The organism is Legionella fairfieldensis ATCC 49588 (genome assembly GCF_000621525.1).
Lineage (GTDB): Bacteria > Pseudomonadota > Gammaproteobacteria > Legionellales > Legionellaceae > Tatlockia > Tatlockia fairfieldensis.
In genome coordinates this window covers 83,779-107,616 of record NZ_JHYC01000010.1, presented here as the reverse complement: position 1 = coordinate 107,616, position 23,838 = coordinate 83,779, and the positions used below count along the sequence as shown (strand labels likewise).

Here is a 23,838-nt window from a genome sequence, read left to right as displayed (position 1 = left end):
GACGCGCATGAAATTGCAAGATGGGTTATGATTGTATTTTTAACAGAACAGGTTTTTTCATGCCATTAACTGACAAATTAAATACCGCAGGCGAGCATCCTTTTGTTTTTGAAGGAGCGGTTGGGCAGCTGGAGGGAATGTTGACTACACCTGCTCACGTCAATGAGCGTTACATTGCTCTGCTTGGACATCCTCATTCGCTCCAGGGAGGGACAATGAATAATAAAGTGGTAACAACCATGGCTCGCGCTTTTAAAGAGCTTGGTATTCCCAGTTTGCGGTTTAATTTTCGTGGTGTTGGACAATCAGAAGGTGCCTATGATGCGGGAATTGGCGAAAGTGATGACATGCTCATTTTAATGCGTCTCTGGCAGCGAGAAAAACCAGGTGCTCAGAGTCTGTTCGCGGGTTTTTCTTTCGGTTCTTATGTGGCTTATCGTGCGGCCTCACTATGCGAAAGCGAGATGTTAGTGACTATTGCACCCCCCGTACATCATTATAATTATCAGGAATTCAGACGAGAAAAGCCGTGGTTTATTATGCAAGGTGAGGATGATGAAGTAGTGTCTTTATCGCATGTTCTTGATTTTGCCAATGACCACACCCCTCCTTTGTCCGTGTATCGTTTTGCTGAAACAGGTCATTTTTTTCACGGTAAATTGCTTGAACTTAAAGCGCAATTAATAGAGAAAATCCGTCAGGTTACCGATTTATGACTTTAATAGAACATTACGAAGCTGCTATCGCGCTTGGTGATATCGAGGATGACAAGGAGCAGCGTCAGGTCTTATTGTCCATGCAACGAGTGTTGGATGATCTCGATAAACCGGTTTCTTCATGGTTTCCCAGACGTCGAAAAAGGCTGATTCGAGGTGTTTATCTTTACGGTTCTGTAGGGGTGGGTAAAACCTATCTGATGGATTTATTTTATCATTCTATTGATGAACAGCAGAAAGCGCGTTTTCATTTTCATCAATTTATGCAACAGGTTGATGCTCAATTGCGTCATTTACAGGGGCAAAAAAATCCTTTACGTCAAATTGCCGCGGATCTTGCCAAACGCATTCGCATTTTATGTTTTGACGAATTTCTGGTACACGACGTTGCTGATGCCATGATCCTTGCAGAATTGCTGCAAGCGTTATTTGCCCAGGGTGTAATTTTAGTAGCGACTTCAAATACCAGGCCGGATGAGTTATATTGGAGTGGCGTGCAACGCGCGCGTTTTCTCCCGGCTATAGCGCTAATCAAGACACATTGTGATGTAATCAGCTTACATCAGAAAAAAGATTATCGTTGCGGGCGTGAGCCTTTGGGCAGTGCTTATTTCTATCCATTAGGTGGCGCTACGGACAAGCTTTTAGCGGATCAATTTGTCGCGATAACTGGAGAAGGATTGCATGAATCGGGTATGTTAACTGTACAAAATAGAGAAATACCCTTTATTCATTGTGGAAGACGAGCTATTTGGTTTGATTTCAGCGTGATCTGTAATTTACCGCGTAGTCAATTGGATTATCTGGAAATTGCTGATCGGTTTGACACGGTTTTTGTAGCCAATATCCCGGCTCTTACCGAAAATGACTCCATTGGCGTTATTTTACTAATCCATTTTATTGATGTGATGTATGATCGGGGTATACGCCTGGTTCTTTCCGCGGCTGCGCCTTTAGAGCAATTATATATACAAGGTGAGATGAGACAAAGTTTTAAACGCACCTTAAGTCGTTTACAGGAAATGCAATCTGCCGATTACGTCAGGCGTCATCCCCGGACATCTCAAAGCAGTTTTTAGACTCCATTGATAGTTCTGTCATCTTGGCCAAAATAGGCAGATTTTTTGTGCTCCGATACTCACATGCCTAATTAAATTAAAGAAAAAATATAACGTTCATTATTAAACCATGAATGGTTGCTTGCTGAGTGATCCTTTCATTTTTCTGTATGATTGTTAAACACCCCTCTCAATTATTTTTAGGTCATTCCTGTGAAAACGGGAATTTCTCAAATTACACGGTTGCTTTGGGGGGTGAGAGATGGATCCCCCGCCTGCGCGGGGGATGACCTAAATAAAATTATAAGGGTCAAATAATTTCAAAGCATCCATTAAACCTCAATTGCACAAAAAATTAGGGATTACTCAGGGTGAAAACGGGAATTTCTCAAATTACACGGTTGCTTTGGGGGGTGAGAGATGGATCCCCCGCCTGCGCGGGGGATGACCAAATAAAATTATAGGGGTCAAATAATTTCAAAGCATCCATTAAACCTCAATTGCACAAAAAATGAGAGGATTACTCAGGGTGAAAACGAGAGTTTCTCAAATTACACGGTTGCTTTGGGGGGTGAGAGATGGATCCCCCGCCTGCGCGGGGGATGACCAAATAAAATTATAGGGGTCAAATAATTTCAAAGCATCCATTAAACCTCAATTGCACAAAATGAGAGGATCACACAGCGCTTTTGCGGGGTAAGACAGTTTTTTAATTAATAGATGCTTGTTAACATCTGTCTTGCCCGCGCAGGCGGGCAACCATCTATTAAAATAATCCAATGCTCAAATCAAGCCACTGAGGATTGTTTTGCTCAATCAGGTTTATTTTCCATTGTCTATTCCACTTCTTGATGCGTTTTTCTCTTGTTATTGCTTCATAAACATCTGAGTGTATCTCATAATAAACCAAGTGATGAATATTGTACTTTTTCGTAAATCCCTCGACCAAACCTTCCTTATGTTGATATATTCGTTGTATAAGATTACTTGTTACTCCAGTATAAAGAGTTCCATATTTTTTACTGGCTAATATATAAACATAATAGTGTTTCTCTTCCATTTTTTCATTCGGGTTGGTTGCCAAAGCTTATTGTCTCACATCGTTACTCTTTTCTTCGATAGCTTATAAAATTACGCCCTGTGTATCGTTGTACCTCATACCTTTCTTAGTAAGATTATATAATTTCATTGTAAGTCAGCGAGTTAATTGATTTTCCTCAGTAACAAATCAGAAATAGCAGCGTCTGTCCGGGCAAGGCATATTTTTCTGCGGTGTACGAAGAAAGGTGATATTGAATCATAGATCTCAATGATTCCCATTGCTATACTGAAAATCTTCCAATTCCTTGGCACGGACTGCTATGTGGCTTGTGTGGGTGGCCTTATCTCGGCCGTATACGTTTATTGTATTGGCTTTAATGTTGCTGATTATTGGGCCATTAGCGATATTGCGTACACCTACAGATATTTTTCCCAACATTGATATTCCAGTAGTGAGCGTATTATGGACATTCAATGGCATGTCTCCCCAGGATATGGCTGATCGTCTTACCAGCCTGTTTGAGCGAGCGGTAACAACTACCGTTAATGACATTGAACATATTGAATCAGCATCGCTATTAGGGGTTAGCGTCACTAAACTGTTTTTTCATCCAGGCGTAAAAATAGCAGTGGCTTTGAGTCAGGTTACTGCCGTTGGCCAGACTTTATTAAGACAAATGCCGCCAGGGACTACACCGCCGCAGATATTAAGCTACAATGCTGCCTCTGTTCCTGTACTGCAATTGGTATTATCCAGCCCAACGTTGTCGGAGCAGGCTTTGAATGATCTGGGTAATAATTTTATCCGTACGCAACTGGCAACCGTTCAAGGGGCATCTCTTCCATTCCCCTACGGCGGTAAGGTACGGCAGGTGCAAGTCGACCTTCATCCAAAGGCAATGCAAACTTACGGCATATCCGCTCAGGATATTAATGCCGCTATTGACGCACAAAATTTAATTTTGCCTGCTGGAACAGAAAAAATAGGTTTATACGAATATCTGGTTACCCTTAATGGCAGTCCCCTGACCACTGAAGAGTTTAATAATTTTCCAATTAAATCACTGCCAGGCGGAGGAGTCCTTTATATTCGGGATGTGGCCCATGTTCGGGATGGTTTTGCCCCACAAACGAATGTTGTCACTGTAAATGACCAACGAGCGGTCATGATGTCGGTTCAAAAAACAGGAAATGCTTCGACGTTAAACATTGTAAGCCGGGTAAAGGCATTGCTTCCCTTACTAAAAAATATGATGCCCCCGGCTTTAAATCTGTCCAACTTTGGTGATCAATCTATTTTTGTCCTTGCAGCGATTGAAGGCGTTATTAAAGAAGGGATTATTGCTGCCTGTTTAACCGGGTTAATGATTTTAATTGTGTTAGGTAGTTGGCGTAGTACTTTTATCATCACCCTTTCTATTCCTTTGTCTATTTTGGCCTCGCTGGCTATTTTATCCGCATTGGGAGAGACGGTTAATATCATGACGCTGGGCGGATTGGCATTAGCCGTTGGCATTCTGGTTGACGATGCTACGGTAGCCATCGAAAATATTAACTGGAATTTGGAGCAAGGAAAAGAAGTAGAGCAGGCTATTCTCGACGGCGCTAAACAAATCGCCATCCCTGCACTGGTATCTACACTTTGTATCTGTATTGTTTTTGTACCGATGTTTTATCTGGGCGGCGTTGCGCAATATTTGTTTGCTCCTTTAGCCGAAGCAGTTATTTTTGCGATGCTGGCCTCCTATATTTTGTCGCGTACACTCGTTGCAACGCTCGCTAAATATTTATTAAGTAAACATGAGATTGGACAAGAACAATCCGGGCAAGGCAATTGGTTCGCCCGTTTTCATACCAGATTTGAAAAGCGCTTTGAGCGATTCCGTCAGCGTTACGGGGATTTATTAGCGCGGATTCTGCAAGATCCGAAGCGCTTTATTGTTGTTTCTTTGTTTTTTATCATGGGTTCTTTGTTACTTTTGTTTCCATGGATTGGGTCCAATTTTTTTCCTACTGTAGATGCAGGCCAGATTAAATTACACTTTCAAGCACCTACTGGTACACGAGTGGAAGAAACTGCTCGTTTGGCCAGCGAAATTGGCGCTGTAATTCGAGAAGTGATTCCTGCTAATGAACTGGATAGCATAGTGAATAACATTGGCCTGCCTACCAGTGGTATTAATTTATCTTATAGTAACTCTGCAACTAATGGAGCCAGCGATGCGGACGTATTAATTTCACTGGATGAAAAACATAAGCCAATTAATGATTACATTCGACAATTAAGAATCATCCTGCAAAACAGGTTTCCTGGTGTTATTTTTTCCTTCTTACCAGCTGATATTGTCAATCAGATCCTTAATTTTGGTCTACCTTCGCCGATTGACATTCAGGTTATTGGTCTGAAGCTGGACGAGAATTTGAAATACGCAAACCGGTTTTTGGAGCGTCTGAAACATATTCCGGGTGTTGTTGATGCTCATTTCAGACAAGCGTTTAATTACCCCACCTTGCTGGTCAACTCAAATCGCAGTCGGGCGCGTGAACTGGGATATAGTCAGTTTGATATTGCCAATAATTTATTAATTACCCTATCGGGTAGTTTCCAAATTGCGCCAACTTTTTGGGTGAATCCCAAAAACCATGTGTCTTATCCTGTTGCGACTCAGGCGCCGCAATATTACATGAACTCTTTACAGGCTTTACGTAATATTACCGTTGCTAACGCAGCGACAGTCTCACAACCACAGATTATGGGTGCAATGACCTCCATTGATCGGAACGTTTCACCTGTTGTTGTTTCTCATTACAATGTACAGCCAGTGATTGATATTTTTGCTTCAATACAGGATAGCGATCTGGGTTCAGTGGCAAAGGCTATCCAAAAACTTGTTGATGACACCCAAAAAGAATTGCCCCTGGGTTCTTCCGTAGCCGTGCGTGGCCAAATAGAAACAAAAGAAAAAGCATTTAAAGGATTGTATTGGGGGCTTATTTTTTCTATTGTGCTGGTATATCTGCTGATTGTGATTAATTTTCAATCGTGGCTGGACCCATTTATTATTATTACCGCCTTACCCGCGGCCCTTGCCGGTATTGTATGGATGTTATTTCTCACCCATACAACACTTAGTGTTCCCGCGTTGACGGGGGCCATCATGTGTATGGGAGTTGCCACGGCAAACGGAATTCTTGTTATCAGTTTTGCTCGCGATCATATGAAAGAAGGACATGATCCGTTTACCTCAGCACTTGAGGCCGGGAAGACACGTATGCGTCCTGTGTTAATGACTGCTTTGGCGATGATTATTGGCATGCTGCCCATGTCATTTGGCCTGGGAGAGGGGGGTGAGCAAAATGCACCTTTGGGCCGGGCGGTCATTGGTGGTTTGTCTTTCGCGACTATTTCTACCTTATTTTTTGTGCCAGCGGTTTATTGTCTGATTCACCGCCGCAAATGGCGGGTAAAAGAGAGAGGCACACATGTCTGAGGATAAACGACCGATAAAATTTAAATTTTCAGGGCGTTTTTATAGTGCTATAAGTCTTATTTTAGTCCTTGCTCTAACCATTATTTTTTTTCGTATTCGTGCTGCAGAAACGTTGCGAACAGATACCAACACTCACTCAGTTCGGGTCGTTGCGACTTTTGTAACCAAGCCTGGGCCTGCGGCCGAAGAAATTGTTTTACCCGCAACTGTTCAAGCCTGGCATGAAGCTACTATTTATGCCCGTATAAATGGTTATATTAGGAAATGGTATGTTGATATTGGCAGCCGGGTGAAGAAAGGTGATTTATTGGCAGAAATTGAAGCTCCGGAGGTGGATGCGCAGTTAAATCAAGCGAAAGCAGATTTAAATACAGCGATTGCCAATGAGGATTTGGCTCGTGTAACAGCAAAACGCTGGGTCAATTTATTGAAGTCAGATTCTGTTTCTCAACAAGAGACTGATGAAAAAGTCAGCGCACAAAAAGCGACCACAGCAATCGTTGCTGCTGCACAGGCCAATCGCGACAGATTACACGATTTGGTAAGTTATGAGCGAGTCATTGCTCCTTTTGATGGAACCATCAGCCTGCGTTCTATTGACATTGGTTCTCTCATTAATGCAGGGAGTGGAGCAAACGTATTTCCTTTGTTTCACATTGTGCAATCAAATCCTTTACGAGTGTATGTGCAAATACCTCAAACCTATGCTACTCGAATTAAACCCGACATGCAGGTAACTCTGCATTTTACCGAGTATCCGGGCAAGATTTTTCCAGCAAAACTGTACCAGACAGCTGATGCCATTAACGCGACAACACGTACTTTGCTGGCTCAGTTTACTGCGGCTAACCCTCGAGAAGAACTATTGCCCGGTGGCTACACTGAAATGCATTTCAGCATGCCTCTGTCGCCCAAACTGATTCGTGTACCCGTTAATGCGTTATTATTTCGTTCACAGGGATTACAAGTGGCTACAGTAGATAACGCGAACAAGGTTGTATTGAAATCAATTACAGTGAGTCGTGACTTTGGCAATGAAGTAGAAGTGAGTACGGGACTGAATATTGGCGAGCGTGTTATTTTAAATCCGTCTGATGGTATTGTTAACGGTGAAACAGTGCGATTGGCAGAAGAGAAAAAAACGCTCGCGCAACCAAGGTCAATTTCTAATGAAAATAAATAAGAAAATGACGAAGCTTGTGTTTTCTGTATTGATTCTGATGTTGGCGGCGTGTTCGTTAGCTCCCCGATATCAACGTCCATTGATGGTTATTCCCCCTCAATATAAAGAAACTGCGGGATGGAAACCTGCTCAGTCAGCTAAACAACTAACAAAAGCCGGGCGGTGGTGGCGAATGTTTAATGATCCTGTGTTAAATGCTCTTGAGGAAAAATTGACCTGCGCCAATCAGGATTTAAAAGTTGCTTTTGCGCGTTATCAAAAAGCACAAGCTCTCGTTCAGGTCGCTCGTTCTGCGTATTATCCTTCTATTATGGGAATTGCCAATGCGGATACCCAGGAAACATCACGTCATGTTGCCAATGTGAATTCAAACACCCGGTTTAGTGATTTTATGATTGGGGCAAATTTAAATTATGAAGTAGATCTTTGGGGCCGAGTCCGCAATTCAGTAGCCTCAAGCGAGTATCGTGCTGAGGCCAGCGAGTCCGATCTTGCAGGTGTCTCGCTTAGTTTACATGCCCTGCTGGCCGCAGATTATTTTACATTGCGGGGGGAGGAAGAAGCACAGCGTATTCTGGACAGAACGGTCATTGCTTATCAAAAAGCCCTCTATTTAACTCGCAAACGCCATGATGGCGGTGTTTCTTCTGTTGCTGATGTCTATCAGGCGGAAACTCAGCTGGAAAATGCTAAAACGTTGGCAACCGATATGCGTTTGGCGCGGGCTCAATTAGAGCATGCAATTGCTATTTTGACAGGAGAGGTGCCTGCAAATTTCAAGATGCCCAAAGCTCAGGTTGCAATGAATCCAATAGTTGTAGCCCCGGTATTTCCTTCTGTTTTGTTAGAACGCAGACCCGATATTGCTGCTGCTGAACAACGTGTACAAGCAGCCAATGCAGAAATAGGTGTTGCCTGTGCTGCATTTTTTCCCCAGATTATTGTTCCTGTTATCGGTGGTTTTGAAAGTCAATCTCTGGGAAATCTTATTTCCAAGCCCAGTTTATTTTGGTCTTTGGGGCCGCTTAGTTCCTTAAATCTGGTTCAACCGATGGTGAAACAGGTTTTGTTCGATGGAGGCAGGCTTAAGGGTTTGTTGAATGCTGCCAAGGCAAGTTATCATGAAACAGTGGCTCTCTACCGCCAAACGGTATTAAACGCATTTCAGGAAGTAGAAGATAATCTTGTCGCCGTACACCGTCTTGAACAGGAAACTCGTAGTCAGACAGCGGCAACACGAGCAGCCAAATTGTCGCTAGTTCAGGCAAATAAACGTTACGAGGGAGGCATTACTAATTATTTGGATGTCATTGTCAATGAAAATATTGCATTGCAATCAGAGCTTGCCCTGGTTGATATTCATATCCGACGCCAGCTGGCTAGCGTGCAATTAATTAAGGCGTTGGGCGGAGGATGGTCTGGATGTAAACGACAATGTATCAGTATTGAACAGTCGGTAAATAATAAAGTATAAATATAACTCCATTTATTACAAAATGAGAATGATTCTCGATATCATTTGTGTTAAACTTTTACATCTCTGGTTTTTAAAATTAAAAAAATGCGAATTACTGAGTTAGCTATAGGCGATCGCGTGCGATTGGTCGATTTTGGTCAAACGAATTTATCCTACAGGCGCCGTTTATTGACTCTCGGAATTACTCGTGGAGTTGAATTGTCCATTATTAGAAAAGCACCTCTTGGATGCCCGGTGCAGGTCGAAGTACGAGGTACCTTCCTGACTTTGCGTAAGGAAGAGGCCGGGCAATTGGAGTGGGAGTATGTATGACACATCTTTTACTGGCAGGTAATCCTAATTGTGGTAAGACAACCTTATTTAATGCGTTAACAGGCGCAAACCAGCGAGTGGGTAATTGGCCGGGGGTGACTGTTGAAAAGAAAACCGGGTGTTTTACTTTTAAGGAACAACTTCTGCAAGTGACCGATCTGCCTGGTGTCTATTCACTGGCTGCAACCGGGGATGATATCAGTCTGGATGAGCAAATTGCGGCGCAAGCTGTGATAAATCTTGATGTGGATCTAATCGTTAATGTGATCGATGCCAGCCATCTTGAGCGTCATTTGTATTTGACAAGCCAGTTATTGGAATTAGGTAAACCGATTATCATCGTATTAAATATGATGGATATCGCTAAAAATCGGGGGATCACCATTGATGTGAAAGCTCTGGCTCACCAATTAAATTGTCCTGTTTTGCCACTTCAGGCTCATAAACAGTCAGGTCTGACTGAACTTTTGCATACATTGACTACAATTCCTGATAAAGCAAAGCCTTTGACACTTCATTTGTCTTCAGTGACCCAAAATGCTGTAGAGCATTTTGAACGGCAGTTGATTTCCGCAGGCGTTGCGATTCAGCACGCTCGCTACTTTGCCTATCGTCTGATGGAAGGTGATACTTTGCTGCCTTCGAATCAACAACTGGCTAATGTATTGCCCGAGGCACCTCAACAGGAAGAGTTTGATGTGCTTCTTGCGGATGCACGATATCAGGCAATTCATCAACTGGTCGCTACAGTGCAACAGAAGTGCAGTGATGCGAGTGAATATTTTACTGCAAAAGTAGATCGTATTGTTTTGCATCGTTTGTGGGCGTTGCCTTTATTTTTTGCCGTGATGTATCTGATGTTTTTATTTGCAATCAATATCGGCGGTGTTTTTCAGGATTTCTTTGATATCACTACTAATACGATCTTTGTTCAGGGAAGTGCCTGGTTATTGCAACGCGTCCATTCACCAGATTGGCTTATTGCTCTCGTTGCCAATGGAGTGGGCAAAGGGATTAACACGACGTTAACATTTATACCGGTTATCGCAGCGATGTTTTTCTTTTTATCCTTATTGGAAACATCGGGTTATATGGCGCGGGCAGCTTTTGTAGTAGATAAAGCCATGCGCGCTTTAGGGTTACCTGGAAAAGCCTTTGTTCCCATGATAGTCGGTTTTGGATGTAACGTACCTGCTATTATGGCTGCCCGCACGCTTGATTCGGAAAAAGAACGTTTACTGACAGTATTAATGAGCCCTTTCATGTCCTGTAGCGCCCGTCTCGCAATTTACGCGGTATTTGTTGCTGCTTTTTTCCCGCATGGGGGTCAAAACATCGTATTTTCTCTTTATTTAATTGGCATTTTAATGGCAGTGTTAACAGGATTTATTTTACGTAAAACTACTTTGCGCGGTGAAGTATCTCCCCTCATTATAGAATTGCCTGCCTATCATAAACCGGCCTTAAAGCGGTTGTTGAAAGAAACGGTTATGAGGCTACGCCATTTTGTATGGCGGGCAGGGCGTGTAATTGTGCCGGTTTGTATCCTTTTAGGTGGTTTAAATGCCTTGACTATTGAAGGAGGGGTAAGTGCGAATGAAGCCAATACCCATTCCGTTCTTTCCTTATTAGGGCAATGGCTAACACCATTATTTGCACCGATGGGTATACATCCTGATAATTGGCCTGCCACAGTGGGTTTATTGACCGGTATGTTAGCTAAAGAAGTAGTCATTGGATCATTGAATTCCCTGTACGCCCAAATGGGCCATTTGGGACAGATGGCAGTAACCCCTGTTGATTTTTTGGGGTCTTTGCAGACAGCATTATGGTCGATTCCACAGAATTTTGCGCAATTAGGAAAAGCATTATTAAATCCGGTGATTGCGAGTGCGCCGGATGGGGAAATGTCTCAATCAGTTTATGGTATGATGGTGCAACGTTTTGACGGTCAGGCTGGTGCCTATGCTTATCTGCTTTTTATCCTCCTTTATATTCCTTGCGTTTCCACGATGGCAGTCATTCGTCAGGAAGCTAATAGCAAACTAATGAGATTTTCCATTGTCTGGTCCTTAACTATCGCTTATGTTGTTGCTGTATTGTTTTACCAGCTTGCTACTTTTTCAAACCACCCGCAACAAACATTAGGTTGGATTGTCGGCGTATTTCTTTGTGCGGGAGGCGTTTTTATTTTTTGCCGTTATAAATCGAAAATAGTAACCCCGTAGTGTAATCGTCATATTGGGATGTTTGGCAATTGGGAGACAAAAATTCATGCTATTACAAATTCTTGATTATTTACGTCGTGAGCGTGTCGCGAGTAATCAACAGATAGCTCGCGAATTTCGTTTGGACATACAAACGTTACAGCCGATGCTTGATCTTTGTCTTCACAAAGGAATGATTAAATGTTGTCAGGAAAAATCAGCCTGCCAAAGCCGTTGTTTTAAGTGCCACATTCAGCCGCCGGTTTATTACCAATATTGTTAAGCGGGTAATATCGAACATGCGGTTTTTACGTTTTCTTATGATTTTTAGACGTGCTCAGCCAAGCATTTTGGGCTAAGATACCTTTATAGAGTGATAACAGGTAATAGTAATGGCTGAATCTGAAGAACATTTTGCAAACCTGGCAGAAGAAGTACGTCAAAGAGTCAGCGAAGCGAGTATGGTAGAAGACCCCGTTGCTTTAGTAGAGCGAGTCTATCAACTCTGGTGGCACTGGGCTGATTTTGAGTTATTTATTATTAATCCCACTATTGAAACCATTTCTCCTCCGGTGATTATCAAACCCGATGTTGTATCGGAAGGGAATGAATATGAGTTCGTTTATGATATTCACGATTATGGTTTTAAATTGCTTACTTCTAAAAGCCAGGATATGTATACAAGTGGTATGTCAATGTGCAAATTGTATTACACGATTGAAAAAATGATTTACATATTGGTTGAACGGTTAAAAACGGGTGGGATTGATACTGAAACGGAAGTGCAGGTGGCTTTTGGAGGGCACGAATTAGCCCAACGCAAGGCTTTTGAATCCATTATTAACTTAAGCTACAACGTCGTTGTTACTAACTTTGATCCCGGCGTTTGGGGTGAGCATTATTTGCGAATTGTAAAACGTCTGGCTGATAAAGGCTACGGTTACCCGCCCGAAGCACCGCGAGATCGGTTCCGTCATGGTTCTGGCGCTTTACCGACTATATCTTACTAAATTGAAATCAGAAGAAAAGCAAGGTCTGTTGACCTTCCTATTATCTTGGCCAAAACAAACCCTAAGACATTAGGACATTTCATTCATGGCTTTTTTGCTTTGTGCAACTTGTTCTATACAATCAATATAGACTTTCTCCAGATCGATCCCGAAATAAGTTACTTCCTCCTGATTATTCAGATGCCCTTCCTCATAACGAATAACCGTGGCGAGCAATTCGCCAAGCGCGCCTTTATGAGAAAGGAGAGCTATTTTAATCTCGTCAGCCAGCGTAATTTTTTCAATGAGCCTGGCCATCGGAGTATCCATTAAACTGTCGAGAACAGAAAGTAAGCCGGCTGTATAAGCGCTTTGCGCACAAAGTTCCGGTTGAGTTTCTGCAAGTTTTTTCGCCATATACGCCCGGATTAATCCAGATTCAATAATTTCAATAGGTTTATTGGAAACCTTCGTCATTGACAAGACTGTAACCCAATTTTTTAAATTTAATACCCCGAGACGCATGACAGCCTGTTGAATGGATTCGATGGCCTGGTAACCTGAGAAAGCTGCTGAATTGACCACTTTTAGTAATTGGTAGCTTAACATGGGATCATTTTGAATAAGTTCAACAACACTGTCCAAATCTGTGTCAGGCTGTTGCAACCTGGAAATCAGTTCCATCAGGTTTAATTGATTCGCTGCAACGTCCTGATTTTCACGGTCAGCGGGATGAAAAATAAAATCACCACAAAAATAATCCATCGCCATTCGTTTACAGCGTTCAAAATGATCCTGATGACTAAGATCGTAAGCAATAACCTTGTGGTGTCTGGCTTGACTGTATTTTACGACATTGCTGACGTTAGCTACCAATATTAATTGCTCACTTAAAGCAATATAATCGGCAAAATTTAACCACGCCAATTGAGAAGGAGTATCAATCAATAAAGCTATTTGGTACGGTGAAGTTTCTAATTCCTGGCGTGGACACTCTTTATCAATATCGGCGGCATGTAATTTTAGAACAAAGGAATGAGCAGTGGGAGAGTCTGCTTTTTCGACCAGCAATTTTAGTGCATAAGGGACAAATAAGGGTAAATTTTGCTCAGTATTTCTTAACAAGGTTGCGAAATGCTCAAATAAATCAAAATGCTTGCCTGCTTGTTCATCCGCAATAATTTCTATTGCTACACATTCCATCTGGGCATTGTACATAGGGCGTTTTATAAGCATATTTGTATTCTCATTTTGTCTGTACCCTAGCTTTGCTCAACGTTTGATGCATTATACGAAAACAGAGCTGGCTACTATGAAGAATAGTATGTGTTTTGGTAGATAATCAATTAATGTTCAATTTATAAATAAATTGATAGGGTAAATGGCTGTCCTACCCTGAATAACAGAGCTATTTTGAAGCAAAGTGCTTACTCAATGTAATCTATACTTTTCGACCTAAAAACAGAGTGCTATACTGCGCGGGTTTTTGTTTTAGTAATCGGTGTTTTGCCAGAGTTGTAATGAAAAGATGGTATTCATAATTACTTTATTGAATTCTGGTCGGTAAACTAACAACCGCCTCTGATGTTAATTAGATTATTTATACTTTTTTAAGGAAGATTGTGACAGTGAATCAAAAAAGACCAGTAAATCTGGATTTAGGAACAATGAAGTTTCCCGCGATGGCTATCGCTTCCATTTTACATCGTATATCAGGACTTTTCCTGTTCTTATTGTTGCCGTTTATGCTTTATTTATTAAGCAGATCACTGAACAGCCCTGAATCTTTTGCTACCCTTTACCTGCAACTTGCAAGTCCTTATTACAAATTTTTGGTGTGGATCTTTAGTGCCTCTCTGGTTTATCACCTTCTCGCAGGTATTCGCCATATGGTTATGGATTTAGGCTTTGGTGAAAGTTTAAAGGCGGGGCGTTATAGTGCCATAATAGTCATCTTTTTAGCGGTTGTTTTGACAATTTTCCTGGGAATCTGGATATGGTAAGCAATGTAACAAGTTTGACCGGTAATGGTTTAAAAGATTGGTTGGTGCAGCGGGTTACTGCCATTTATTTTGCTGTTTATGCACTGTTTTTGTTAATTTATTTATTGGCACATCCACAATTAAGCTATGAGCAATGGCACGTATTGTTTCAATGTGTAGAATTTAAAATTGCCAGCTTAATTGCTTTATTTGCTCTTTCATTACATGCCTGGGTAGGTATTTGGACTGTCACCACAGATTATATAAAATGCACGGCTATTCGGCTTTCTACGCAAATGCTGGTTTTATTGTGGTTATTGGTGCAGCTTGTTTGGGGTTTTATGATTATGTGGGGGCAGTAGCATGGCATTTGCACGTAACACATTCGACGCAGTAATTATTGGTGCAGGTGGCGCAGGAATGCGGGCTGCTTTGCAACTGGCCAACTCTGGTTTAAAAGTTGCGTTGTTATCCAAAGTTTTTCCTACTCGTTCGCATACCGTATCAGCTCAGGGCGGTATTACCGCAGCGCTGGGGAATGCGGATGAAGACGATTGGCGCTGGCACATGTACGATACCGTGAAGGGAGCTGACTATATTGGTGATCAGGACTGTATCGAGTACCTTTGTAAAACGGGACCTGAAGCAGTTTATGAGCTTGAGCATATGGGTTTGCCTTTTTCACGTATGGAGAATGGCAAAATTTATCAACGCCAGTTCGGTGGTCAGTCTAAAAATTTTGGGGGCGAACAAGCTGCGCGTACCTGTGCAGCAGCGGATAGAACAGGTCATGCTCTGTTACATACGCTTTATCAACAGAATTTAAAAGCTAAAACCCATGTATTTAGTGAATGGTTTGCTTTGGATTTTGTTAAGGACGCTCATGGTCGAATTGCAGGGGTTACGGCCCTGTGTATTGAAACAGGTGATATTGTTTTCTATCAAACCCGTGTCTGTATTCTGGCAACAGGAGGCGCGGGGCGTATTTATCAGTCAACTACTAACGCTCATATCAATACCGGCGATGGTTTTGGTATGGCTTTACGCGCAGGCATTCCTTTACAGGATATGGAAATGTGGCAATTCCATCCTACGGGTATTGCCGGCGCGGGTGTTCTTGTCACAGAAGGTTGTCGAGGTGAAGGCGGCTATCTTATTAACAAGGATGGTGAACGGTTTATGGAGCGTTACGCGCCTCGTGTTAAAGATCTGGCCTCCAGAGATGTTGTCGCTCGTTCCATGGCGTTGGAGATTCGTGCTGGCAAAGGATTCGATCCAAAAGGGGTTGATCATGTAAAATTGAAGCTCGATCATTTAGGCGCCGATTTAATTATGTCACGGTTACCTGGTATTCGTGAATTATCGATGAAATTTGCAGGCGTTGATCCAATCGTTGAGCCTATTCCAGTGGTACCCACCTGTCACTATAGTATGGGAGGTATTCCCACCAACATGCATGGCCAGGTATTAACACGTAAAAATGGCCAGGAATATATTGTCGAGGGGCTTTACGCGGTAGGCGAATGTGCTTGTGTTTCAGTACATGGCGCTAACCGTCTGGGAGGCAACTCGCTTCTCGATTTGGTCGTTTTCGGCCGCGCTGCCGGTTTACACGTGGAAACACTGTGGCAGTCGAACCAAATGCCGGATATGCCTTATATTTCCGAGGATGATATTGCTGCATCGTTGAGTCGTTATCATCGCTGGGAAAACTCTAAAGAAGGAGAAAGTCCTGCCGTACTTCGTGATGCAATGCAACGTGTGATGCAGGAAGATTTTGGTGTGTTTCGCACAGGTGATATTATGGCTTCAGGCTTACAACGTCTGGATGCATTGAGGCAGCGCTTATCGTATGCTTACCTGAAAGATAAATCAAAAGTGTTTAATACCGCTTTGATAGAAGCAATGGAACTTGATAATTTAATGGCGACAGCCTGTGCGACAGCCCAATCGGCAATTGCCCGTACTGAAAGTCGCGGCGCCCACAGCCGGGAAGACTACCCCGAACGGGATGATGCAAACTGGATTAAACATACGCTATATTTTGAGGAAGGTGATGTCATTGATTATCGTCCTGTAAATACATCACCCAAATACGTTGCGCCATTTGAGCCTAAAGAACGCGTTTATTAGAGAGGATATGCCGTGGCTGATACCAGAACTTTGAGCCTGTCTATTTATCGATATAATCCTGAAGTAGATAAGAAACCTTATATGCAGGATTATGCGATAGAAATTCCGGCTAAAAGCGATCCAATGTTACTTACTTTGCTTGAACGTTTGAAAGACGAGCAAGATGCGACAATTACTTATAGGCGTTCATGCCGGGAAGGCGTATGTGGTTCCGACGGGATGAATATTAATGGGACTAATGGCCTGGCGTGTATAACAACGCTTTCCCAATTAAAAACGAATAAAATAGTCATTCGTCCCCTGCCGGGCTTCCCGGTAATTCGTGATTTGGCTGTTGATATGAGCCAATTTTATCAACAATATGAACGTATTGAACCTTATTTGCAAAATGACGCGGTAGCGCCTGCACGCGAGCGGTTACAGTCGCCAGAAGAGCGTGCCCAACTTGATGGATTATATGAATGTATTTTGTGTGCTTGTTGTACAAGTTCATGTCCATCGTTCTGGTGGAATCCCGAAAAGTTTGTTGGCCCTGCCGGACTTTTGCAAGCCAGGCGTTTTCTGGCAGACAGCCGCGATACAGCAACAGCGCATCGTTTGGATAAATTACAGGACCCATTTTCTGTATTTCGCTGTCGGACAATTATGAATTGTACGAATGTATGTCCGAAGGGACTCAATCCAACGAAAGCAATTGCCGAGATTCGTAAGCAAATGTTGACTGAGGAAACTTAATAGCTCATATTTCGCTTAATTGTGAGATGGGATAAAGACGCTACTTATTAAAGTATGAGTAATGTGCATTTTTAAACTATCAAATGTAAACGTACGAATAGAGTAATCAATGTCGTCAACTTAAGAAGGATGTCGATGTTCTGCGGTCTGACCGCGGAATCCCGAACATATATCAATCCCGGACTCCGTGGTCAAGCTGCGGGACGTAATGAAAATTGGCCTTAAGTTGACGCCATTGATAGAGCGATAGCGATTTTCAGTTGTCCTGATTAATAGGGCATACCCCTTTGGAGAGAACATAATGAGCAGTACTGACCTGCAAAATCAATGGGCTTCTTCCTACTTATCAGGTGGAAGCATGGCTTATGTGGATGCCTTGTATGAAGATTACCTGGCTGACCCCAATTCTGTTCCTGCAGATTGGCGTGCTGCTTTTGATGCTTTGCCTAAAGTAAATGGTGCTGGTCAGGATGTTTCACATCGTAATATTCAAGCTTATTTTTTACAAAATGCAGATAAAAAACGAATTCAACGCATTAATTCGGAAGATAATAGCAAACAATATCAGGTTGCCAACCTGATTAATGCCTATAGAGCACATGGTCATCATGCCGCCAGGCTCGATCCCCTGGAGATGGCTGAACGAGTACAGGTTCCAAGCCTTGAACTGACTTATCATCAGCTTTCTGAAGCAGATATGAAGAATTCTTTTTTTGCCGGGAAGTATTTTAATGGTGAACAGATGCCGTTGCGCGATATATTTCAGGCACTTCGTGAAACATATTGTGGCAGTATTGGAATTGAATACATGCACATCTCTGATAACACTGAAACGGAATGGTTGCAGCAAAAGATGGAGCCTGCGCGTGGCAGACCCAATTTTAATGATTCTAAAAAACGTGAAATCCTTAAAGATCTAATTGCTGCAGATGGCCTTGAACGTTATTTAGGTACCCGTTATGTAGGGCAAAAACGGTTTTCTCTGGAAGGGGGCGATTCTTTTATTCCCATGATGAAAGAAATTATCAGGCAGGGAGGCGAGAGTGGCGTTAAAGAAATAGTCATTGGCATGGCACATCGCGGACGCCTGAATGTCTTGGTGAATGTGTTAGGAAAAGAACCTGATGAGTTATTCCAGGAATTTGAAGGCAAAATAAAATCAGAGCGTACAGGTGATGTGAAATATCATATGGGCTTTTCCTCGGATTTGCGTACAGAGAGTAAGGCTATTGTCCATGTTGCTCTGGCTTTTAATCCCTCACATTTGGAAATTATTGGACCTGTCGTTGAAGGTTCCGCCCGTTCCCGGTTACGACGCCAACATGATTTGGATAAAAAGAACAAGGTAGTCCCGGTGGTGGTGCATGGCGATGCTGCTTTCGCTGGTCAGGGTGTTGTTATGGAAACATTCAATTTTTCTCAAGCCCGTGGCTATTCCACGGGAGGTACGATTCACATTGTCATTAACAACCAGATCGGTTTTACCACTTCCAATCCTTTGGATGCGCGTTCGACCTTGTATTGTACTGATGTTGCAAAAATAGTGCAGGCCCCTGTTCTGCATGTCAATGGCGATGACCCCGAAGCCGTTGTGTTCGCGACACAAATAGCTTTTGAATTCAGAATGAAATTTAAACGGGATATAGTGATTGATTTGGTATGCTATCGTCGCCATGGTCATAATGAAGCGGATGAGCCAGCGGTAACGCAGCCAACCATGTATAAAAAAATTAAAGCGATGCGTCCTTTACGTGAAATTTACGCGGATCAACTTGTTGCAAAAAATTGTATTACTCGTGACGAAGTGAATCAGGAAGTAGAAAACTACCGGAGTCGGTTAGATAAGGGGCAAGCAGTTGTTGATGTTGTTCATGACAATTATGAGGGCAAAGTTGCTGTCGATTGGACACCTTATATTAATGCAAAGTGGACAGATAAAGCGGATACAACGATAAGTCCCAGTACGATTCAAATTCTTTCAAAGCAGCTTGGTGAATTACCACAAGGGTTTGAATTACATCCTGTTGTCAAACGATTACTGGCAGATCGTGAAAAAATGACCTTTGGCGAAATTCCTATGAATTGGGGCTATGCCGAGATAATGGCTTATGCCAGTTTGTTACACGAGGGTTATGGGGTGCGTTTATCGGGTCAGGATTCAGGACGTGGTACGTTTGCACATCGCCATGCTGTTCTGCATGAATTGGAGACCGGCGAAACTTACGTTCCTTTGGAAAAGACCGCCACTGATCCGAATAAACCCTTTGTAGTGATTGATTCTGTTCTTTCTGAAGAAGCCGTACTTGCTTTTGAATATGGCTACGCTGCTTCCGAACCAACCTCTCTCGTATTATGGGAGGCCCAGTTTGGTGATTTCGCCAATGGTGCTCAGGTTGTTATTGATCAGTTCATCAGCTCCGGAGAACAGAAATGGGGTCGTTTATGTGGCTTGGTCATGCTTTTACCTCATGGTTATGAAGGCCAGGGGCCTGAGCATTCTTCCGCACGTCTGGAGCGTTTCATGCAATTGTGCGCTCAGCATAACATTCAGGTTTGTACACCGACAACGCCTGCTCAAATGTTTCATATGCTGCGCCGCCAGGTATTACGTAAATTCCGTAAACCATTAATTGTGATGACGCCGAAGAGTTTACTGCGCCATAAACTGGCAGTATCTCCCCTGGAAGATCTGAGTAAAGGTAAATTTCATACCGTTATTCCCGAAATCGATGAGTTAGATGAGACCCGGATCACAAAAGTCGTGTTGTGTTGTGGTAAGGTGTATTATGATCTCTTGCAAAGACGACGTGAAGATAAAAAATTAAATCATGTGGCTATTATACGGGTAGAACAGCTTTATCCTTTCCCGAAAAAAGCACTGATGCAGGAGCTTGACAAGTTCCCGCAGGCTAAAAAAATTGTCTGGTGTCAGGAAGAGCCACAAAACCAGGGGGTCTGGTTCTCATCTCAGCATAACATTATAGACTGTCTGCGGAATGACCAAACCTTGAGCTATGCTGGAAGAGAGTTTGCGGCGGCCCCCGCGGTGGGAAGCCCTGTCCTGCACGCGCAACAGCAACAGACTTTGGTTGAACAGGCTTTATTGGATTAATAAAATATAACAGAAGGTATCATCATGTCTATTGAAGTTAAAGTACCTGCCTTACCCGAATCGGTAGCCGATGCTACTGTAGCCGCATGGCACAAGAAAGTGGGTGATAAAGTAACACGCGATGAAAACATCCTGGATTTGGAAACAGATAAAGTAGTTCTTGAGGTACCTGCTCCAGCTGATGGTATTTTGCAAGAAATCCTTTTCAAGGAAGGTGAAACAGTAGGTGCAGGTCAATTGTTGGCACGAATTGAAGAAGGTGCTGCTGAGCCTGCTAAAGTTGAGGAAAAAGAAAAACAGGAAGAAAAGGAAAATGAGGCTTCAGACGATAAATCAGCAAGTCCGGCAGTAAGACGGATGCTGGCTGAGAATGACTTGAAATCGAGTCAAATTTCAGGGTCTGGAAAAGATGGTCGTATTACCAAAGAAGATGTCCTTTCATTTATTCAGTCAAATCGCGAAAAAACCGCTAAATCGTCTACCGCACAGGCTGAATCTGTACCTGCAATGATGGGCGCTCGTGAAGAACGTCGTGTGCCAATGACTCGGTTGCGAGCGAAGATTGCTGAACGACTTGTGCAAGCACAGCACAATGCGGCTATGCTGACCACTTTTAACGAAGTGAATCTGAAAGCGGTTATGGATTTACGAGCACAATACAAAGACAGTTTTGAGAAGAAGCATGGGGTTAAATTGGGTTTTATGTCCTTTTTTACCAAAGCGGTGGTCGAATCTTTAAAACGTTTCCCGGCAGTAAATGCGTCCATCGATGGCCAGGATATTGTTTATCATGGCTATTATGACATCGGCATTGCTGTATCGACTGAGCGAGGACTGGTTGTTCCTGTAGTAAGAGACGCTGATCAGATGAATATGGCTGATATCGAAAAAGCCATCAATGATTCGGCAACTCGTGCCAGACAAGGTAAACTGGCGATGGAAGAAATGCAGGGAGGGACATTTACCATTACCAACGGTGGTGTGTTTGGTTCTTTATTGGCGACGCCTATCATTAACCCACCGCAAACGGGTATTTTGGGTATGCATAAAATTGAAGACAGACCCATTGTTGAAAAAGGACAAATTGTTATTCGTCCTATGATGTATGTGGCTTTGTCTTATGATCATCGGTTAATTGATGGTAGAGAATCCGTACAGTTCCTGGTAAGTGTTAAAGAGTTGCTGGAAGACCCGACACGCTTGCTGCTGAATGTTTAATATGATGACTTCTGCATCCCGCAGTTTATTGCGGGTTTGCTTTTTTAAAAGGGTGTGAACAATGAATTTACATGAATATCAGGCCAAGCAATTATTTGCCAGCTATGGCTTGCCCGTTCCACGTGGTGAAGTGGCGCATAGTGTGGAAGATGCGCTGCAGGCTGCTTCTCAACTTTCAACAACGAAATGGGTTGTCAAGGCACAAGTGCATGCGGGAGGCCGCGGTAAAGCCGGAGGGGTTAAACTCGTTTCAACAAAAGACGAATTAGCGGCTGTTGCCAAATCTTTATTAGGAACCCGTTTGGTCACTTATCAGACTGATGCAAAAGGTCAGCCCGTTAATGTGGTTTTGGTTGAAGAAACTTGCGATATCGATCGAGAATTGTATCTGGGCGCAGTCGTTGATCGAGCAAGCCGTCGTGTAGTTATCATGGCTTCTACTGAAGGCGGAGTAGAAATTGAAAAAGTAGCTCATGAAACGCCAGAAAAGATTTTTAAGGTAACTGTCGATCCTCTTGTTGGTGTCATGCCTTATCAATGTCGCGAGGTAGGTTTTAAATTAGGACTCAATGAACAGCAGGTGAAGCAATTCACTCATTTAATGCTTGCTTTAGGTAAAATGTTTGTTGAATGTGATTTAAGTTTATTGGAAATTAATCCTTTAGTCGTAACTAAAAGCGGTCAGCTTCTTTGTCTTGATGGGAAAGTCAATATTGATGGAAACGCGCTATACAGACAACCCAAATTGAAAGGGATGCGTGATACTACACAGGAAGATGAGCGCGAAAATCGCGCAACGGATTGGGAATTAAATTATATCCCTCTGGATGGTTCAATCGGCTGTATGGTGAATGGTGCTGGTCTTGCTATGGCAACGATGGATGTGATTAAGCTGCATGGCGGAGAACCTGCAAACTTCCTGGACGTAGGCGGTGGTGCGACTAAAGAACGTGTCAGTGAAGCGTTTAAAATTATTCTTTCTGATGAACAGGTCAAAGGTATTTTAGTCAATATTTTTGGTGGTATTGTACGTTGTGATTTAATTGCTGAAGGTATTCTTGCTGCTGTTAAAGAAGTGGATGTTAAAGTCCCTGTTGTGGTACGTCTGGAAGGTAATAACGCCAGGTTGGGTGCCGAAATTCTGAATAAAAGTGGTTTGAACGTTATCGCCGCAGATAGTTTGACAGATGCCGCGAAAAAAATTGTGGCAGCAGTCGCTTAATTATCATTAGTGGACTGTCTGACAGAGGTCAGGCAGCCAGAACCAAATTTCGAGGCTAGTAATGAGTGTATTAGTAAATAAAGAAACCAAAGTAATCTGCCAGGGCTTTACTGGCAAGCAAGGCACTTTTCATTCTGAACAGGCAATTGCGTATGGTACGAACATGGTCGGTGGTGTTACGCCAGGGAAGGGAGGACAAAAGCATTTAGGACTACCTGTTTTTAACACAGTGCGCGAAGCTGTAGAGGCAACAGGGGCAGATGCTTCTGTCATTTACGTACCCGCACCGTTTTGTAAAGATTCCATTCTTGAAGCGGCAGATGCTGGTATCAAATTAATTGTTTGTATTACGGAAGGTATTCCTGTACTTGATATGTTGCAGGTGAAAGTGTATTTGGAAAATAATACCCAGGCCCGCTTAATTGGCCCTAACTGCCCTGGTATTATCACACCCGGTGAATGTAAAATTGGAATCATGCCGGGTTCAATCCATCTGCCGGGCAAGGTTGGTATTGTTTCCCGTTCTGGAACCTTGACTTATGAAGCGGTTAAACAAACGACTGATAAGGGGTTTGGTCAAAGTACCTGTATAGGAATCGGTGGCGATCCAATTCCTGGTACCAATTTTATCGATGCTTTAGCTCTTTTTGAGAAAGATGATAAAACCGAAGCAATTATTATGGTCGGTGAAATTGGTGGCTCAGCCGAAGAAGAAGCGGCGGAATATATTCAATCCCATATTAGTAAACCGGTTGTTTCTTATATTGCCGGTGTGACGGCTCCGGCAGGTAAGCGTATGGGCCATGCCGGTGCTATTATTTCAGGCGGTAAAGGAACTGCGGCTGAAAAGTTTGCTGCTCTTGAGGCGGCTGGCGTAAAAACAGTTCGTTCTCCAGCCGATTTAGGCGATGCGATTGCTGAGGTCACGGGTTGGTAGTAAAAGTTTATAAAAGGGGTTATTG

General features: G+C 42.9%; 19 protein-coding genes. 17 read left to right on the top strand and 2 right to left on the bottom strand.

What is annotated here, in order from left to right:
* Nucleotides 1-59: 59 nt before the first annotated feature.
* Together T345_RS0104130 and zapE are read left to right on the top strand one after the other, a co-directional pair.
* Entirely contained in the window at nt 60-716 is a 657-nt protein-coding gene (locus tag T345_RS0104130; protein WP_028388230.1) for an alpha/beta hydrolase, read from the top strand.
* Nucleotides 713-1,795, top strand: coding sequence for a cell division protein ZapE (gene zapE, locus T345_RS0104125; RefSeq protein WP_028388229.1), 1,083 nt, complete (start codon nt 713-715; stop codon nt 1,793-1,795). Before T345_RS0104130 ends, zapE begins: the two co-directional genes overlap by 4 nt.
* A 745-nt stretch (nt 1,796-2,540) precedes the next feature.
* On the opposite strand, the gene T345_RS0104120 is transcribed toward zapE, so the two are convergent.
* The gene (locus T345_RS0104120) at nt 2,541-2,834 is read right to left on the bottom strand and encodes a GIY-YIG nuclease family protein (protein WP_028388228.1); all 294 of its coding nucleotides are present in this window, start codon (nt 2,832-2,834) and stop codon (nt 2,541-2,543) included.
* 301 nt (nt 2,835-3,135) lie between these two features.
* Here T345_RS0104120 and T345_RS0104115 point away from each other — a divergent pair, with 301 nt between their 5' ends.
* The 7 genes from T345_RS0104115 (at nt 3,136) to T345_RS0104085 (ending at nt 12,495) form a co-directional block, all read left to right on the top strand.
* Entirely contained in the window at nt 3,136-6,306 is a 3,171-nt protein-coding gene (locus T345_RS0104115) for an efflux RND transporter permease subunit (RefSeq protein WP_028388227.1), read from the top strand.
* Complete coding sequence (locus T345_RS0104110) at nt 6,299-7,489, top strand: efflux RND transporter periplasmic adaptor subunit (RefSeq protein ID WP_028388226.1); 1,191 nt, start codon at nt 6,299-6,301, stop codon at nt 7,487-7,489. The genes T345_RS0104115 and T345_RS0104110 overlap by 8 nt, the downstream gene beginning before the upstream one ends.
* Nucleotides 7,476-8,963: an efflux transporter outer membrane subunit gene (locus T345_RS13515; RefSeq protein ID WP_242604569.1), complete on the top strand. Its 1,488-nt coding sequence runs from the start codon at nt 7,476-7,478 to the stop codon at nt 8,961-8,963. The genes T345_RS0104110 and T345_RS13515 overlap by 14 nt, the downstream gene beginning before the upstream one ends.
* An 87-nt stretch (nt 8,964-9,050) precedes the next feature.
* Nucleotides 9,051-9,278 carry a FeoA family protein gene (locus T345_RS0104100; RefSeq protein ID WP_028388225.1) on the top strand — a complete coding sequence of 76 codons (228 nt, stop codon included), beginning with the start codon at nt 9,051-9,053 and terminating at the stop codon, nt 9,276-9,278.
* Entirely contained in the window at nt 9,275-11,506 is a 2,232-nt protein-coding gene (feoB, locus tag T345_RS13510) for a Fe(2+) transporter permease subunit FeoB (RefSeq protein WP_051555123.1), read from the top strand. The genes T345_RS0104100 and feoB overlap by 4 nt, the downstream gene beginning before the upstream one ends.
* A gap of 46 nt (nt 11,507-11,552) precedes the next feature.
* The gene (locus T345_RS0104090; protein ID WP_028388224.1) at nt 11,553-11,768 is read left to right on the top strand and encodes a FeoC-like transcriptional regulator; all 216 of its coding nucleotides are present in this window, start codon (nt 11,553-11,555) and stop codon (nt 11,766-11,768) included.
* A 109-nt stretch (nt 11,769-11,877) separates the two neighbouring features.
* On the top strand, nt 11,878-12,495 hold the full coding sequence (locus tag T345_RS0104085; RefSeq protein WP_035918104.1) for a hypothetical protein: 618 nt from the start codon (nt 11,878-11,880) through the stop codon (nt 12,493-12,495).
* A gap of 69 nt (nt 12,496-12,564) precedes the next feature.
* Here the strand turns inward: T345_RS0104085 and T345_RS0104080 are convergent, their stop codons facing one another.
* A complete protein-coding gene (locus T345_RS0104080) occupies nt 12,565-13,710 on the bottom strand; it encodes an EAL and HDOD domain-containing protein (RefSeq protein ID WP_028388222.1) in 1,146 nt (381 codons plus the stop codon).
* 392 nt (nt 13,711-14,102) lie between these two features.
* On the opposite strand from T345_RS0104080, the gene sdhC reads away from it, so the two are divergent.
* The 8 genes from sdhC (at nt 14,103) to sucD (ending at nt 23,813) form a co-directional block, all read left to right on the top strand.
* Complete coding sequence (gene sdhC, locus T345_RS0104075; RefSeq protein WP_028388221.1) at nt 14,103-14,477, top strand: succinate dehydrogenase, cytochrome b556 subunit; 375 nt, start codon at nt 14,103-14,105, stop codon at nt 14,475-14,477.
* Nucleotides 14,471-14,818, top strand: a complete 348-nt coding sequence (sdhD, locus tag T345_RS0104070) for a succinate dehydrogenase, hydrophobic membrane anchor protein (protein WP_028388220.1) — start codon at nt 14,471-14,473, stop codon at nt 14,816-14,818. The genes sdhC and sdhD overlap by 7 nt, the downstream gene beginning before the upstream one ends.
* 1 nt (nt 14,819) lies before the next feature.
* A complete protein-coding gene (gene sdhA, locus T345_RS0104065) occupies nt 14,820-16,589 on the top strand; it encodes a succinate dehydrogenase flavoprotein subunit (protein WP_028388219.1) in 1,770 nt (589 codons plus the stop codon).
* A 12-nt stretch (nt 16,590-16,601) separates the two neighbouring features.
* A complete protein-coding gene (locus tag T345_RS0104060) occupies nt 16,602-17,324 on the top strand; it encodes a succinate dehydrogenase iron-sulfur subunit (protein WP_028388218.1) in 723 nt (240 codons plus the stop codon).
* Between the two features lie 301 nt (nt 17,325-17,625).
* Nucleotides 17,626-20,436 carry a 2-oxoglutarate dehydrogenase E1 component gene (locus T345_RS0104055; RefSeq protein WP_028388217.1) on the top strand — a complete coding sequence of 937 codons (2,811 nt, stop codon included), beginning with the start codon at nt 17,626-17,628 and terminating at the stop codon, nt 20,434-20,436.
* A 24-nt stretch (nt 20,437-20,460) separates the two neighbouring features.
* On the top strand, nt 20,461-21,654 hold the full coding sequence (odhB, locus tag T345_RS0104050; protein WP_028388216.1) for a 2-oxoglutarate dehydrogenase complex dihydrolipoyllysine-residue succinyltransferase: 1,194 nt from the start codon (nt 20,461-20,463) through the stop codon (nt 21,652-21,654).
* Nucleotides 21,655-21,715: 61 nt separating this feature from the next.
* The gene (sucC, locus tag T345_RS0104045) at nt 21,716-22,876 is read left to right on the top strand and encodes an ADP-forming succinate--CoA ligase subunit beta (protein ID WP_028388215.1); all 1,161 of its coding nucleotides are present in this window, start codon (nt 21,716-21,718) and stop codon (nt 22,874-22,876) included.
* A gap of 61 nt (nt 22,877-22,937) precedes the next feature.
* Entirely contained in the window at nt 22,938-23,813 is an 876-nt protein-coding gene (gene sucD, locus T345_RS0104040; RefSeq protein ID WP_028388214.1) for a succinate--CoA ligase subunit alpha, read from the top strand.
* Nucleotides 23,814-23,838 lie beyond the last annotated feature (25 nt).

What these genes read in the sequence shown, in the direction of transcription:
- T345_RS0104130 (WP_028388230.1), top strand. Translation starts at nt 60, where the DNA reads ATGCCATTAACTGACAAATTAAATACCGCAGGCGAGCATCCTTTTGTT.
- zapE (WP_028388229.1), top strand. Translation starts at nt 713, where the DNA reads ATGACTTTAATAGAACATTACGAAGCTGCTATCGCGCTTGGTGATATC.
- T345_RS0104120 (WP_028388228.1), bottom strand. Translation starts at nt 2,834, where the DNA reads ATGGAAGAGAAACACTATTATGTTTATATATTAGCCAGTAAAAAATAT.
- T345_RS0104115 (WP_028388227.1), top strand. Translation starts at nt 3,136, where the DNA reads ATGTGGCTTGTGTGGGTGGCCTTATCTCGGCCGTATACGTTTATTGTA.
- T345_RS0104110 (WP_028388226.1), top strand. Translation starts at nt 6,299, where the DNA reads ATGTCTGAGGATAAACGACCGATAAAATTTAAATTTTCAGGGCGTTTT.
- T345_RS13515 (WP_242604569.1), top strand. Translation starts at nt 7,476, where the DNA reads ATGAAAATAAATAAGAAAATGACGAAGCTTGTGTTTTCTGTATTGATT.
- T345_RS0104100 (WP_028388225.1), top strand. Translation starts at nt 9,051, where the DNA reads ATGCGAATTACTGAGTTAGCTATAGGCGATCGCGTGCGATTGGTCGAT.
- feoB (WP_051555123.1), top strand. Translation starts at nt 9,275, where the DNA reads ATGACACATCTTTTACTGGCAGGTAATCCTAATTGTGGTAAGACAACC.
- T345_RS0104090 (WP_028388224.1), top strand. Translation starts at nt 11,553, where the DNA reads ATGCTATTACAAATTCTTGATTATTTACGTCGTGAGCGTGTCGCGAGT.
- T345_RS0104085 (WP_035918104.1), top strand. Translation starts at nt 11,878, where the DNA reads ATGGCTGAATCTGAAGAACATTTTGCAAACCTGGCAGAAGAAGTACGT.
- T345_RS0104080 (WP_028388222.1), bottom strand. Translation starts at nt 13,710, where the DNA reads ATGCTTATAAAACGCCCTATGTACAATGCCCAGATGGAATGTGTAGCA.
- sdhD (WP_028388220.1), top strand. Translation starts at nt 14,471, where the DNA reads ATGGTAAGCAATGTAACAAGTTTGACCGGTAATGGTTTAAAAGATTGG.
- sdhA (WP_028388219.1), top strand. Translation starts at nt 14,820, where the DNA reads ATGGCATTTGCACGTAACACATTCGACGCAGTAATTATTGGTGCAGGT.
- T345_RS0104055 (WP_028388217.1), top strand. Translation starts at nt 17,626, where the DNA reads ATGAGCAGTACTGACCTGCAAAATCAATGGGCTTCTTCCTACTTATCA.
- odhB (WP_028388216.1), top strand. Translation starts at nt 20,461, where the DNA reads ATGTCTATTGAAGTTAAAGTACCTGCCTTACCCGAATCGGTAGCCGAT.
- sucC (WP_028388215.1), top strand. Translation starts at nt 21,716, where the DNA reads ATGAATTTACATGAATATCAGGCCAAGCAATTATTTGCCAGCTATGGC.
- sucD (WP_028388214.1), top strand. Translation starts at nt 22,938, where the DNA reads ATGAGTGTATTAGTAAATAAAGAAACCAAAGTAATCTGCCAGGGCTTT.